This is a genomic window from Acidimangrovimonas sediminis (assembly GCF_002871005.1).
GTDB lineage: Bacteria > Pseudomonadota > Alphaproteobacteria > Rhodobacterales > Rhodobacteraceae > Acidimangrovimonas > Acidimangrovimonas sediminis.
In genome coordinates, this window is the sequence record NZ_PHSN01000004.1 from 329,801 (window position 1) to 343,707 (window position 13,907).

Sequence of the window (13,907 nt, forward strand, 5' to 3'; positions counted from 1 at the left end):
CCCCCTTACCAGCGGCGTTCGAACCGGCGGCGGATCAGGATCGCGGCCGTGTTCATGATAACGAGGAACACGAGGAGGACGATGATCGCCCCCGAGGCGCGTTCCACAAAAGCGGGATCGGCGCGCTGTGTCCAGTTGAAGACCTGCACGGGCAGCGCCGAGGACGGGTCGAAGAACCCTTCCGGCGGCGCGCCCGGGTAGTCGCGCACGAAGGCCACCATGCCGATCAGCAGAAGCGGCGCGGTCTCCCCCAGCGCCTGCGCCAGCCCGATGATCGCGCCGGTCATGATGCCGGGCATCGCCAGCGGCAGGACGTGGTGAAAGATCGCCTGGATCTTCGAGGCGCCGATGCCGAGCGCCGCGTCGCGGATCGAGGGCGGCACGGCCTTCAGCGCGGCGCGGGTGGCGATGATGATCGTGGGCAGGGTCATCAGGGTCAGGACGAGGCCGCCGACGATGGGCGCCGATTGCGGCAGGCCCGCGAAGTTGATGAAGATCGCGAGGCCGAGGATGCCGAACACGATGGAGGGCACGGCGGCAAGGTTCGAGATATTCACCTCGATCAGGTCGGTCCAGCGGTTCTGCGGCGCGAATTCCTCAAGGTAGATCGCCGTCGCAACACCGATCGGCAGGCTGAGGATCAGCACGATCAGCATCATGTAGGCCGAGCCGAGGATGGCCACGCCCAGCCCCGCGGCCTCGGGCCGCTGGTCCGAGGCGTCGGGCGCGGTCACGAAATCGCGGTTGAAGCCGGTGTGCAGGATCCCCGCCGTCTCCAGCGCATCCGCAAGATGCAGCTGCGCGGGCGAGACGTTGGAATCCTTCTCGGCGCTTTGCATCGTCACGCGGCCCTTCTCGTAGCCGTCGATCCGGCCGTTCACGAGGAAGCTTTGCGTCACGGCGGCGCCCACCAGCCGCGGATCCGCCAGCACCCGGTCGCGCAGCTGTGCCGCGGATTCCTTCGACAGGAAGCCGCTCAGGTCCTTCTTCGACAGCCCCTCGACCACAATCCCCCTGTCCTTGATCGCGGCACTCAGCGCGGCGGTGATCAGCGGCCCGTAGGTCAGCGTCGTCGCCTTCTTCATCACCTCGATGTCGCGGGTGCCGGACTTGTCGAGCTTTGCCGCCGGAAGCTCCACCTGCAACGTCACCCGTGTCTGGGTGAAGGCGCCGAGGCCATTGCCCAGAACCGAGGCGAGCAGCACCACCAGCGCCACGATCCCCGCCATCACAGCGGCAAGGCCATAGGCCCGGAACCGCGCCTCGGCCGCGTTGCGCCGACGGGTGCGGGCGTCGAGCGTCAGCAACGAGGGTTTCGCGGGGCGCTCTGCGATCACGTCCGTCATTCGTATTGCTCCCGGTAGCGGCGCACGATCCACAGCGCCAGCACATTGAGGCCCAGCGTCAGGACGAAGAGCGTGAGGCCCAGGGCAAAGGCCACCAGCGTCTCGGGGGCTGCGAAATCGGTGTCGCCGGTCAGCTGGCTGACGATCTTCACCGTGACGGTGGTCATCGCCTCGAACGGGTTGAGGTCCAGCTTGGCCGCCGCCCCTGCCCCCAGCACCACGATCATCGTCTCGCCGATGGCGCGCGAGGCCGCAAGCAGCACCGCGCCGACGATCCCGGGCAGCGCGGCGGGCAGTACCACCTGCCGGATGGTTTCCGACCGCGTGGCGCCGAGGCCCAGAGAGCCGTCGCGCAGGCTTTGCGGCACCGCGTTGATGATGTCGTCCGAAAGCGAGGAGACGAAGGGGATCAGCATGACCCCCATCACCAGCCCCGCCGTCATCACCGACGAGCCCGACGCGCCAAGGCCCAGGGGCTGTGCGAAGTAGTCGCGCAGCAGCGGACCCACGGTTATGAGCGCGAAGAGGCCGTAGACGATGGTGGGGATGCCCGCGAGGATCTCGATCGCGGGTTTCGCCACCATGCGGAACTTTCTGCCGGCATATTCCGACATGTAGACCGCGGCAAACAGCCCGATCGGGACCGAGACCACCAGCGCGATGAACGAGATGTAGAGCGTCCCCCACAGCAGCGGCAGGATGCCCAGGTCCGACCCGCCGCGGAAGTTCGGCGACCACGTGGCGCCGAAGAAGAATTTCCACCACGGGTATTGCGCGAAGAAATGGCGGGTCTCGAACAGCATCGACAGCACGATCCCCGCAGTGGTCAGGATCGCGATGGTCGAGGCGAGCAGGAGAAGCCCCCGAACCCCGGCCTCGACGACGTTGCGGGCGCGGTACTCGGCCCGGATGCGCCAGAGAGCATAGGCCACGCCGGCCAGCGCCAGCACCAGCACGACCGCGGCCATCGCGCCGCGTCCCGTGGCCTCGGCCGTGCGCAGCGCCTTGGCCGCGGCCAGCACCTCGGGCGTCACGCCGCTTCCCAGGGCCACGCCCAGCTTGCCCAGCGTCGCGCGGATCGTGCCGTCGGCGCTCAGCCCCGTGGCCTCGGCCGCACTCATCACGCCCGTCGACACCGCAAGGTCCAGACCCTCGGCCACGCGCCGCACATCGGTCATGACGAGGCTGAGCGAGGCGCCTTGCGCCGCCTCCGGGATCATCCCCTCGACGCGGCTTTCCACCACTACGGGCTGGATCAGCAGCCACAGCCCCATCACCAGAAGCGCGGGCAGGGCCGCCAGCATCGCCGCCTGCCAGCCATAGTAGCCGGGCAGCGAATGCAGCCGGCGGATGTCGCCACCAACGACGGCCAGCGCCCGCAGACGTCCGGCAAGGTAACCGGCCGCCGCAAGCGCGAGGACGATCAGGAAGATCCAGGGGGCTGGCATTCTGGCCTCTCGGTCGGGAAAGGGATCGGCGCGGGGTCGGCCCCGCGCCGAAGGATCGCGGCTGGCTCAGTCCGTCGCCATCGTGGTCTCGTCCTCGACCGCGGCCTGGGTCTTGGCCAGCTCCGGGTCGGACACGAGGCCGTATTGCGCCAGCGGCCCGTCGGGACCGGCAACCTCGTCCGAGACGAAGAAGGCCACGTATTCCTTCAGGCCCGGAACGACGCCGATATGGGCCTTCTTCACGTAGAACTGCAGCGGGCGCGACACCGGGTACTCGCCCGACGCGATGCTCTCGGTCGAGGGCACGACGCCGCCCATGGTCGCGACCTGAAGCTTGTCGGTGTTGTTCTCGTAGAACGACAGGCCGAAGACGCCGATCCCGTTCTTGTTCGAACCGATCCGCGCCAGCGTCTCGGTATAGTCGCCGTCGATGTCGACCGACTTGCCGTCGGTGCGCAGTTCCGTGCAGGCCTTGGCGACGGCCTTCTTGTCCATCCCCATCTTTTCCATCTCGGCCTTGGCACCCGAGTCTTCGCAACCCTGTTCGATCACCTTGACCTCGAACACCTCGCGGGTGCCGTGCTTGGTGCCCGGGACGAAGGCCATGATCTCCTGCGTCGGCAGGTCGGCGTTCACGGCGTGCCAATCGGCCACGGTATTCTCGACCAGCTTGCCGTCCTTGACGACCTTGGCGGCCAGCGCCTTGTACCAATCGGCCGGGGTGAAGGCGAACTTGTTGCCGTCGATTTCGCTGGCGAAGACGATCCCGTCATAGCCGATGCGGACGTACATGATGTCGGTCACGCCGTTCTTGGCACAGGTCTCGATCTCGGATGTCTTGATCAGGCGCGAGGCGTTGGCGATGTCGATCGTGTTCTCGCCCACGCCTTCGCAGAACTTCTTGAGGCCGGCCGAAGAGCCGCCCGATTCCACCACCGGGGTCGGGAAGTCGGTGTTCTCGCCGAAGGATTCGGCGACGATCGTGGCATAGGGCAGGACGGTGGACGAGCCGGCGATCTGGATCTGATCGCGCGCGGTGGCGGCACCGGCAGTCAGCGCGAGCGCGGCGGCGGTCATGGTAAGGCTGAGATGGGACATGAAGTCGCTCCTGAATGGCTCCATTCGGACTCACGCATTCGTGATATCCTCGTGAGGCGGTCTAGGCACCGGCAGCAATGCTTTTGCGACACTTTTTTAACGGTTTCGTGACACGCCGTGATCTGCGCAGATTGCCGCCCCTAAGAACGCCGGACGAGCATGCCCATGTCACGATCAGCCCGGCCTCGCGCCGCCCGTGCGGCGCGTCGGGGATGCGGCGCCGGGGATGGGGCGCCGATAAGAGCGCGGGCCTCAGGCCGCGGGGAGCAGGACGGTGAAGCGGCTGCCCTCGCCCAGCGTCGAATCGATGCGGAACCGGCCGCGGTGGCGATTGACGATGTGCTTGACGATGGCGAGGCCGAGGCCCGTCCCCCCCTGCTCGCGCGAGCGGTGGCTGTCGACGCGATAGAACCGTTCGGTCAGGCGCGGGATGTGCACCGCGTCGATCCCCTCGCCCCGGTCGATCACCTCGATCCGCACGGCGGGGCCGCGCAGCCCGGTGTTGCGCGCCTCGCGCCGGATCTTCACGGTGACCACCCCCCCGCCGGCGCCATATTTCACCGCGTTCTCGATCAGGTTGGTGAAGACCTGCGCCATCTGGTCGGCGTCGGCCAGCACCTCGGCCGGGCCGCCCTCGGGGTCGTCGATCTCGATCGCCACCCCCACCGCCTCGGCCATCGGCCGCAGCGTGTTCACGGCCGAGGCCACGCGCTGCGCGATGTCGATCCGCGACGAGGGGCGCACCCGCTCCTCCGCCTCGACCCGGCTGAGCGACAGAAGATCGCTCACCAGCCGGTTCATCCGCCCGGCCTCGCGCTCCATGATCGTCAGGAACCGGGCGCGGGCCGCGGGGTCGTCTCTGGCCGCGCCCTTCAGCGTCTCGATGAAGCCCAGAAGCGCGGTCAGCGGTGTGCGCAGCTCGTGGCTGACGTTGGCCACGAAGTCGCGCCGCATCTGGCCCGCGTGCTCCAGGTCGGTGGTGTCCTCGAAGCTGACCAGCACGCCGCCGTCGGCCAGCGGCGCGGTCAGCACCCGCCAGGTCGTCTCGCGCCCGCCGGGCAGCGACACCGTGATGCGCGCCTTGCCCGGCTGGCCGAGGCGCTGGGTGCCCTCGATCGCGTCCAGAAGGCTGGGCGCGCGCATCACCGTGATGTGGTGGCGCCCGACGATCGCATTGCCGTAAAGCGCCTCGGCCGCCGCGTTCGCGGCTGCGATTCGCTCGTCCGCGGCGATCAGGATCAGCGGCAGCGGCACCCCCGCCACCACGGATTTCACAAGCTCTGATCGCATCCCCGCCCTCCGATACCGGCGGCGCCAAACTGCGCGAGACGGCGGCGCAAGTAAACCGCGCTCGGCACTCCGTCGCGCATGGGGTTGCACCTGTGCCGAACACCTCTAGGTTGTGCTTCCTGCTTGTGCGGGCGAACACGAGACCAAAGAGGAACCATGCCGATCATCCTGACGCTCGGGCCGCCGCTGCCCGCGCCTTCCGCGCCCGACACCGCTCCAGTCACTGGCCCAAACACTGACCCGACCGCTGCGCCAACACCCCCCGGCGCAGAGACGACAGATGCCGATCCCGGCCCGGCACCGCCCTCCGGCGAAGCACGGGCGGCAAGCCCGGGTCACGAGGCCCACTTCGCCGCGCTCGGGCCCGGCCTGCTGGCCCGGGTCCGGCCCGAGATCGTGGCGACGCCGCTGATCGGCCACGGCTTCGACGCGCTCGACGTGCTGGCTCAGCTGGCCGAGGCCGGATGGCACGGGGTGCTGCGGGTCCATGCGCCGCGGCTGCCCGCCGTCCACCTGCTGGCCGAGGAACTGCGCGAAGAGGCTGCCCGCCTCAGCGACGCGATCGACGTGGAGATCGAGATCCTCGGCTGAGGCCCGCCCGGCCCCGCGCATCTCAGGGCCGAGTCGGGCACCAATCAGGGGCCGGGGTCAGGCGGCGCCTTCCGCGGCGGCATCGGCGGCGGCATGGGCGGCGGCGATCCCCGCGGTGAAGTCGCGGATCAGCAGCTCGACCTCCTCGACCCCGACCGAGATACGGAAGAACCCCTCGGAGATCCCCACCTTCTCGCGGTCGGCCTGCGGCACGTTGCGGTGCGACGAGGAATTGGGATGCGACAGCGTGGTGCCAATGTCGCCCAGCGTCGGCGCAAAGGCCACGTCGGGCATCGCCCGGACCAGCGCATTCGCCGCCGCGCGGCCGCCCTTGACCTCGAACGACAGCATGTTGCCGCCGCGTTCGCCCAGCAGGCCGATGGCGCGGTTGTGATCGGGGTGATCGGGGCGCGTGGGATAGATCACCCGCGCCAGCCCCGGCTGCCCCGCCAGCGCATCGGCCAGCGCCCGGGCATTCTGTTCCGCCCGGTCGTAGCGCAGGTTGAAGCTCATGATCCCGCGCTCGGCCAGCCAGCAATCGAACGGGCTGGGCGTCATGCCCGTGGTCACGGCGAAATCGTAGACCGGCTTGCGCAGCGCCGGGTCGCGCACCGCGACATAGCCCAGCGTCGCGTCGGAATGGCCCGCCAGCAGCTTCGTCACGGAGTGGATCACGATATCCGCGCCATGGTCGAAGGGACGGTAGCCGCGCGGCGTGGCGAAGGTGTTGTCGACCACCAGCAGGATCCCACGCGCCTTGCAGAGCGCGGCGATCCCCTCCATGTCGGCGACCCGGAGGGTCGGGTTCGACACCACCTCGACCATCACCATCCTGGTCTCGGGGCGCAGCACGGCCTCGAGGGTGGAGGCGTCGGTGGAATCGAACAGCGCGGTGCCGATGCCGAAGCGCGACAGGTCCTGCGTCATCAGCCTGAGCGAGCGTCCATACAGCTGGTCGCCCGCGACCACGTGATCGCCCGCCCCCAGAAGCCCGAGCAGCACCGCAGTCACCGCCGCCATGCCCGACCCGAGGATAAGCCCGCCCTCGGCACCTTCCAGAAGGTCGATCCGCCGGGCCAGCACGTCGGCATTCGGATGCCCCTCGCGCGCGTAGGTGTAGCCGTGCGTCTGGCCGCCGTATTGCGCATCCAGCGCGTCGGGGCTTTCCGAGGCATAGACGACCGAGGGTTGCAGCGGCGTGGCCACCGGATAGCTGACCCCCTGGGGCCAGGGATTGCGGCGGACGAGCGTCTCGAGCGGCTTGCGGTCGGTCATGGTGAAATCTCCGTGATGTCGTCCGCTTGGTGGCACGGCGCCGGGGCGGCGGCAAGCCGGATCGTATCGGGCAGGTCGGGGGGCCGAAGTGAGGTTCAGAGCCAGGCCCGAAGCAAGGCCGGGGGCCAGCCCCCGGTCCCCCGGAGTATTTTCGCCAGGATGAAGGGAAAGGGGCGCGTGCGGAGACCCGCGCGGGCGCGTCAGACGGGTTTCAGGCCGTCGCGGAAGCGGCGCATGTTGTCCTGGTAATGCCTGGCGGAGCCGATAAGACCCTGCCGCGCGGTGTCGTCGAGCGTGCGCACCACCTTGCCCGGCGCCCCCATGACCAGCGATCCGTCGGGGATTTCCTTGCCCTCGGTGATCAGCGCGCCAGCCCCGATCAGGCAGCCGCGGCCGATCTTCGCGCCGTTCAGCACGATCGCCCCCATGCCGATCAGCGACCCGTCGCCGATGGTGCAGCCGTGCAGCATCACCTTGTGGCCGATGGTGCAATCGGTGCCGATGGTCAGGGGATAGCCCATGTCGGTGTGGAAGACGCAATCCTCCTGCACGTTCGAGCCGGCCCCGACGACGATCTGCTCGTTATCGCCGCGCAGCGTCGAGCCGAACCAGACCGAGGCCCCCTCGTGCAGGACGACCTTGCCGATCAGGTTGGCATCCGGCGCGACCCAGAAGTCGCCGTTTCCGGGCAGCTGCGGCGCGATCCCGTCGAGCGCATAGATCATCTGGCTTCGAACTCCTCGTTCAGGGTGCGCACGAAATCCGTCAGGCCGGGCTGGCGGTCGCGCCGCATCCGCTCGGCCCGCAGGATGGTACGCAGTTCCTCCTCGGCCGCGTCAAGCTCGCGGTTGATCACGACGTAATCGTATTCCGCCCAATGGCTGATCTCGGAGAGCGACTTGGCCATCCGGCCCGCGATCACCTCGTCGCTGTCCTGGGCGCGGGTGCGCAGTCGCGCCTCGAGCGCCGCGATCGAGGGCGGCAGGATGAAGATCGACACCACGTCGCGCGCGAGGCCGGAGTTCTTGACCTGCTGCCCGCCCTGCCAGTCGATATCGAGGATCACGTCCTGGCCCGCGGCCAGCCGCTCGGCCACCGGGCCGCGCGGGGTGCCGTAGCTGTTGCCGAAGACCTCGGCATGTTCGAGCATCTCGTCGTCGGCCACCATCTTCGCGAAGGCGTCATGGGTACGAAAGAAATACTCGCGCCCGTCCACCTCTCCGGGACGGGGTGCCCGGGTCGTGGCGGAGACCGAGAAGGACATCGACGGATCCCACGCCATCAGCCGCCGCGCCAGCGTAGACTTTCCCGCCCCGGAGGGCGAGGACAGGATCACCAACAGGCCACGCCGCGCCACCATCCGCTACTCCACGTTCTGAATCTGCTCGCGCATCTGGTCGATCACGAGTTTCAGGTCAAGCCCGACCCTGGTCAGCGCGGCATTCTGCGACTTCGAGCACAGCGTGTTGGCCTCGCGGTTGAACTCCTGCATCAGGAAGTCGAGCTTGCGGCCCACCTGCCCGCCCTTCTCCAGATGCGCGCGGGCCTGGGCGACGTGGGTGTCGAGCCGGTCGAGCTCTTCCGTAACGTCGGCTTTCACCGCCAGCAGCGCGAGTTCCTGCGCCACGCGGTCCGGATCGGCGCCGGCCGCGCCCTCCATCACCCTGGCCAGGTTCTCGCGCAGGGTCCGCGCCACCTGATCGCGCCGCGCCTCGGCCAGGTCGCGTGCCTCGGCGGCAAGCGCCGCAATCCTGTCGATCTGGGTGCGCACGACACCGGCCAGGGCCGCCCCCTCGGCGCGTCGCATCGCCTCGAACGCGTCGAGCGCCATCGCGAAATCGGCCATCACGGCGGCCAGCAGGGGCCGGGTGTCGGCCTCCTCCGGCGCGCCGGTCTCGGTCACGCCGCGCAGGCCCAGCACCTCGGCCGCCCCGGGCGGCGTCAGCACGACCCCGCGTTCGCGCGCCGCCGCCTCGACCTCCGCCAGCGCGTCCAGCGCGGCGCCAAGCGCGGCGGGGTTGATCCGCAGCCCCTCGCTACCCGCCTCGCGCGTCAGTTTCAGCGCGACGCTGACATTGCCGCGGCCCAGCCTCCGGGTCAGTTCTCCCCGGACGGCCTGTTCCAGGCCCTCGATGCCCTCGGGCAGGCGCAGGCGCAGATCCAGCCCCTTGCCGTTCACCCCGCGTATGTCCCAGCTCCAGCTGGCCCCCGCACCCTGCCCCCGGGCCGAGGCGAAACCCGTCATGGAGACGATCATCCGCCGTTTACCATTTTGTAACTTTCTCCCCCCGCTGCCGTCCCCAAGGTGTATGTTAACGCTTGGGTAATCATTGCGGGACTAGGGTTAACAGAGCGTGACCCGGTCGACAATCCGCGGACCAGCCGCCCGGACGCCCGCGACGGGGCGACCGGCGGTCCGTGGCAGCCGCGCAAGGGTGTGTGACGGAGAGCAGGGCCATGCGGAACGGAAACCAGCGAACCGGCGCGGTGATCGCGCTGGGGGAGTATCGCAAGATGCGGCACGATCCGCTCATCCAGCAGGTCATCGCCTATTGGGAGGCACTGCGCGGCGGTCGTCCGGCACCGCTCCGGGCCGAGGTCGACCCCCGCGGGATCGAGGCCGCGCTCGACCGGGTCTTCCTGGCCGAACGGCTGGCCGAGGGGATCGGGCGGTTCCGCCTGTCGGGCATGACCCTCAACGACCTCATGGGGATGGAAGTGCGGGGCATGCCGCTGACCACGATGATCCTGCCCGAGGGCCGCGAGCGGTTCTCGCGGGCGCTGGAGCGGGTATTCCAGGGCGGCGTGCGCACGACGATCCGGCTGACCGCGGCCAAGGGGCTGGGCCGGCCGGAGCTTGTCGGGGAACTTCTGCTGCTGCCGCTGGCCAACGACCGGGGCGACAACCCGCTGGTGCTGGGCTGCCTGGTGACGGCGGGCACCATCGGCCGGGCGCCGCGCCGCATGACACTGGGCGCGGTGCACGAGGTGGCGTACGAGGCAACCAGCCCGGCCGGCCCCCGCCCGGCCCCGGCCAAGGCGCCCGCCCTGCCCGACCGGCTTCGGTCCAAGGGCTTCGCCGAGGCCGAGATGCCGCGCTACATTGCCGATCCGGCGCCCGCGCCCGCCACCGGCCGCAGTGAGGCGCCCACCGCCACTCCAGATGGTAGATCCACTGGTACACCCGGTGGCGCAACCAACGGCGTCCGTCAGGGCGGCGCGACCCCGCAAACCCGGCGCCCGGCGCTACGGCTGGTGAAGTCCGACCTGTAGCGCCCCGCCTCGCACTCCGCCCACCTCGCACTGCACGCCACCGCGGGCCGCCCGCCGCGCCTCACGGCACCTTGCAAGTACCGCGACCAGCGCGTAACCGGATCAGATGCTGTCTCTCTTCGATCAGGGCGCGCCGGAACCGGCGCCTGCCGCCTTCAACCTCGCGGCCTATGTGCTGGCGGCGGGGCTGGCCACGCCCGAGAAGATCGCGCTGCAGGTCGTCGGCGCAACCGGCGCCGAACGCTGGAGCTACGCCGCTCTCACCGACGCCGTGCGCGGAACCGGGGCCGGGCTGCGCGCGCTGGGGCTGAGCCCCGGCGACCGGGTGCTGCTGCGGCTGTCCAACTCGGTCGATTTCCCGATCGTCTACCTCGGCGCCATCGCCGCCGGGCTGATCCCGGTGCCGACCTCGTCGCAGTTGACCGTGCCCGAGGTGACCGCAATCGGCGCGGAGATCCGCCCCGCGCTGATCGCCGCCTCCGATGGCGTGAGCTTGCCCGAAGCCCCGGACTGCCCGGTCCTGTCCGGCGCCGCGCTGACGGCGCTCCGCGCCACCGCGCCCTGCGACTATGCGATGGGCGACCCGGACCGGCTTGCCTACATCATCTACACCTCCGGCTCCTCCGGCCGGCCCCGCGCGGTGATGCATGCCCACCGCGCGGTCTGGGCCCGCCGGATGATGTACCGCGGCTGGTACGACCTCCAGCCCTTTGACCGGCTACTGCATGCCGGCGCCTTCAACTGGACCTACACGCTCGGCACCGGGCTGATGGATCCCTGGGCCATGGGCGCCACCGCGCTTATCCCCGCCGCGGGGACCGAGCCGCGCCAGCTCCCGCTCCTCCTGAAACGCTACGACGCGACGATTTTTGCCGCTGCTCCCGGCGTTTACAGGCAGATGCTAAGGCATCACGCAAAGTTTGACCTGCCGCGCCTGCGCCATGGCCTCTCGGCAGGTGAGAAACTCCCCGCAACGATCCGCCATGGCTGGGAAAATGCCACCGGCACGGAGGTGCACGAGGCGCTTGGCATGTCGGAATGCTCCACCTTCATCTCCGCCGCGCCGGGCCACCCCGCGCCCGAGGGGGCCTCGGGCTTTCCCCAGCCCGGTCGCCGCATCGCAGTGCTGGGCGACGATGGCCAGCCCGTCGCGCGCGGCGAGGCCGGGATCCTTGCCATCTCGCGCCGCGACCCGGGTCTGTTCCTCGGCTATCTTGGGGCCGAGGAGGAGACCGCGCAGAAGATGTCGGGCGAGTGGTTCCTGACCGGCGACACCGTGGCGATGGATGCGGCGAACGCGGTGACCTACCTCGGGCGCGGCGACGACATGATGAACGCCGGCGGCTACCGCGTCTCGCCGCTGGAGGTCGAACACGCCATGGCCCATTGCCCCGGCATCACAGATTGCGCGGCGGTCGAGGTGACGGTGAAGGCCGACACCTCGGTGATTGCGCTGTTCTACACCGGCGACGCGCAGGACGAGGCGGCGCTTGCCGCCCATGCCGCCGCACATCTCGCGCGCTACAAGCAGCCGCGGCTGTACCTGCACCACGACGTGCTCCCGCGGGGGCCGAACAACAAACTATCCCGCCGGGCATTGCGCCTGGCCTACGAGGCCCGGATGACCGCACCGCAGAACGGAGAAACCGCATGATCCCGCTCGACATCTTCTGGGATCCGGTCTGCCCCTGGTGCTACATCGGCAAGACCCTGCTCGACCGCGCGCTGGAAAGCCGGCCGGATCACCCGTTCCGGATCGAATGGCACCCGTTCCAGCTCAACCCCGACATGCCCGCGAAGGGGATGGACCGGCAGCGCTATCTCGAAAAGAAATTCGGCGGCCCCGAGAGGGCCCGGATGGTCTATGGCAAGATCGCCGAGGCCGCCCGCGCCGCCGGGGTCGACATCGACTTCGACGCAATCGCCCGCACGCCCAACACGCTCGACGCCCACCGCCTGACCCATTGGGCCGGGATCGAGGGCAAGCAGACGCTGATGGCCGGCGCCCTGCACCGCGCCTATTTCCGCGAGGGGCGTGACATCGGCGACCCGGTCACGCTCGCCACCATCGCGGGGGCCCTTGGCATGGACGCCGCCGCCACCCTGCGCCTGCTGGAGGGCGACGCCGACCGCGACGCGATCCGCGCCCGCGACGCCCATGCCCGCGAACGCGGGATCGACGCGGTCCCCACCTTCATCCTGGCCAACCAGCATGTCCTGCCGGGCGCACAGCCGGTCGCCCTCTGGCAGCAGGTGATCGACGAGATCGCGGGCCAAGCTCCCACCTCCTCCTCCGACGGACCCGACGCATGACCGATTGCACGATCCCCGCCCGGGCGCCGCGCCCGGACCAGCCATTGCCCGAATTCATCGCGATGATCGCGATGCTGTTCGCGACCGTCGCCTTCTCGATCGACTCGATGCTGCCCGCGCTTCCCGAGATCGCGCAGGAATTGACGCCGGGCGACGAGAACCGTGCCCAGCTGATCCTGACCGCCTTCGTCTTCGGCATGGGCGCCGGCACCTTCTTCGCCGGGCCGCTGTCGGACGCGCTGGGGCGCAAGCGGACGATCCTCGGCGGGGTCGCGCTCTACATGCTCGGGGCGGCGCTTGCCTCGATCGCGCAATCGCTCGACCTGATGATCGCGGCGCGGATGCTGCAGGGCCTCGGCGCCGCCGCGCCGCGCGTGGTGGCCCTGGCGCTGGTGCGCGACCTTCACACCGGGCGGCAGATGGCGCGGATCATGTCCTTCGCCATGATGATCTTCACCACCGTCCCGGCAATCGCGCCGGCGCTGTCCACCGGCATCATCGCGGCCTTCGGCTGGCGCGGCATCTTCGGCGCGTTCATCACCTTCTCGGCGATCGCGGCCCTCTGGCTCGCCCTGCGTCGGGCCGAGACGCTGGAACCCGCCGACCGCCGGCCACTTCGCGCGGGCAAGCTCTTCTCCGGCGCGCGCGAGGTCCTCTCGAACCGCGTCGTCTGCACCTCGATCGCGGTGCAGACGCTGATCTTCGCCTCGCTCTTCGCCACGATCTCCTCGGTGCAGCAGATCTACGACACGACCTTCGGCCTGCGCGACAGCTTCCCCTACTGGTTCGCGCTGACGGCGATCCTGTCTGGCGCCGGCGGCTTCGTGAACGCCCGGCTCGTGGTGCGGCTGGGCATGCGCTGGATGGTGACGACGACGCTGGCCTGCCAGATCGTCAGCTCGGCCACGATGACCCTGCTCTTCGCCTCCGGCATCCTGCCCGACGCGCTGGCCTTCCCGGTGTTCTTCCTCTGGATCACCGGCGTCTTCCTGATGATGGGCCTTGTCATGGGCAACCTCAACGCGCTGGCGCTGGAACCGATGGGCCATATCGCCGGCATGGCGGCCTCGGTCGTGGGCTCGGTCTCCACCGTGATCGCGGTGCTGATCGCCGCCCCGATCGGCCTTGCCTTCAACGGCACCCCGGTGCCTCTGATGGCCTCGATCACCGTCCTCGTCGTCCTCGCCTTCAGCCTGATGAAGACGATGCCGAAAGCGACCTGAGCCGAAAGCGACCTGCCCCCCATCTTCTTCTGAGCGGAAATATCCTCAGG

13 protein-coding genes are annotated in these 13,907 nt (G+C 69.5%); 5 read left to right on the forward strand and 8 right to left on the reverse strand.

The annotated features are described in order from the left end of the window. Positions 1–5: 5 nt before the first annotated feature. From pstA to CVV76_RS03790, 4 genes are all read right to left on the reverse strand, one after another. On the reverse strand, positions 6–1,346 hold the full coding sequence (gene pstA, locus CVV76_RS03775) for a phosphate ABC transporter permease PstA (RefSeq protein WP_102223280.1): 1,341 nt from the start codon (positions 1,344–1,346) through the stop codon (positions 6–8). Further along, complete coding sequence (gene pstC, locus CVV76_RS03780) at positions 1,343–2,794, reverse strand: phosphate ABC transporter permease subunit PstC (RefSeq protein WP_102223281.1); 1,452 nt, start codon at positions 2,792–2,794, stop codon at positions 1,343–1,345. The genes pstA and pstC overlap by 4 nt, the downstream gene beginning before the upstream one ends. Positions 2,795–2,860: 66 nt before the next feature. After that, positions 2,861–3,892: a substrate-binding domain-containing protein gene (locus tag CVV76_RS03785; RefSeq protein ID WP_102223282.1), complete on the reverse strand. Its 1,032-nt coding sequence runs from the start codon at positions 3,890–3,892 to the stop codon at positions 2,861–2,863. Between the two features lie 252 nt (positions 3,893–4,144). Then, positions 4,145–5,182, reverse strand: coding sequence for a sensor histidine kinase (locus tag CVV76_RS03790; protein WP_102223283.1), 1,038 nt, complete (start codon positions 5,180–5,182; stop codon positions 4,145–4,147). 156 nt (positions 5,183–5,338) lie between these two features. Here CVV76_RS03790 and CVV76_RS03795 point away from each other — a divergent pair, with 156 nt between their 5' ends. Further along, positions 5,339–5,773: a hypothetical protein gene (locus CVV76_RS03795; protein ID WP_102223284.1), complete on the forward strand. Its 435-nt coding sequence runs from the start codon at positions 5,339–5,341 to the stop codon at positions 5,771–5,773. Positions 5,774–5,830: 57 nt separating this feature from the next. Here CVV76_RS03795 and CVV76_RS03800 read toward each other — a convergent pair whose 3' ends face one another. The 4 genes from CVV76_RS03800 to CVV76_RS03815 form a co-directional block, all read right to left on the reverse strand. Next, entirely contained in the window at positions 5,831–7,048 is a 1,218-nt protein-coding gene (locus CVV76_RS03800; protein WP_102223285.1) for a trans-sulfuration enzyme family protein, read from the reverse strand. 200 nt (positions 7,049–7,248) lie between these two features. Beyond that, positions 7,249–7,773, reverse strand: coding sequence for a gamma carbonic anhydrase family protein (locus CVV76_RS03805; RefSeq protein ID WP_102223286.1), 525 nt, complete (start codon positions 7,771–7,773; stop codon positions 7,249–7,251). Then, positions 7,770–8,405: a guanylate kinase gene (gene gmk / locus CVV76_RS03810; RefSeq protein WP_199178490.1), complete on the reverse strand. Its 636-nt coding sequence runs from the start codon at positions 8,403–8,405 to the stop codon at positions 7,770–7,772. Before gmk ends, CVV76_RS03805 begins: the two co-directional genes overlap by 4 nt. 6 nt (positions 8,406–8,411) lie before the next feature. Beyond that, positions 8,412–9,305 carry a YicC/YloC family endoribonuclease gene (locus CVV76_RS03815; protein ID WP_102223288.1) on the reverse strand — a complete coding sequence of 298 codons (894 nt, stop codon included), beginning with the start codon at positions 9,303–9,305 and terminating at the stop codon, positions 8,412–8,414. A gap of 200 nt (positions 9,306–9,505) precedes the next feature. Here CVV76_RS03815 and CVV76_RS03820 point away from each other — a divergent pair, with 200 nt between their 5' ends. The 4 genes from CVV76_RS03820 (at position 9,506) to CVV76_RS03835 (ending at position 13,857) form a co-directional block, all read left to right on the forward strand. Next, complete coding sequence (locus tag CVV76_RS03820; RefSeq protein ID WP_102223289.1) at positions 9,506–10,321, forward strand: PAS domain-containing protein; 816 nt, start codon at positions 9,506–9,508, stop codon at positions 10,319–10,321. 106 nt (positions 10,322–10,427) lie between these two features. Then, a complete protein-coding gene (locus CVV76_RS03825) occupies positions 10,428–11,975 on the forward strand; it encodes a class I adenylate-forming enzyme family protein (protein WP_102223290.1) in 1,548 nt (515 codons plus the stop codon). Beyond that, complete coding sequence (locus CVV76_RS03830) at positions 11,972–12,634, forward strand: DsbA family oxidoreductase (RefSeq protein WP_102223291.1); 663 nt, start codon at positions 11,972–11,974, stop codon at positions 12,632–12,634. Before CVV76_RS03825 ends, CVV76_RS03830 begins: the two co-directional genes overlap by 4 nt. Beyond that, positions 12,631–13,857, forward strand: a complete 1,227-nt coding sequence (locus tag CVV76_RS03835; RefSeq protein WP_102223292.1) for a multidrug effflux MFS transporter — start codon at positions 12,631–12,633, stop codon at positions 13,855–13,857. The genes CVV76_RS03830 and CVV76_RS03835 overlap by 4 nt, the downstream gene beginning before the upstream one ends. The last annotated feature ends 50 nt before the right edge of the window (positions 13,858–13,907 follow it).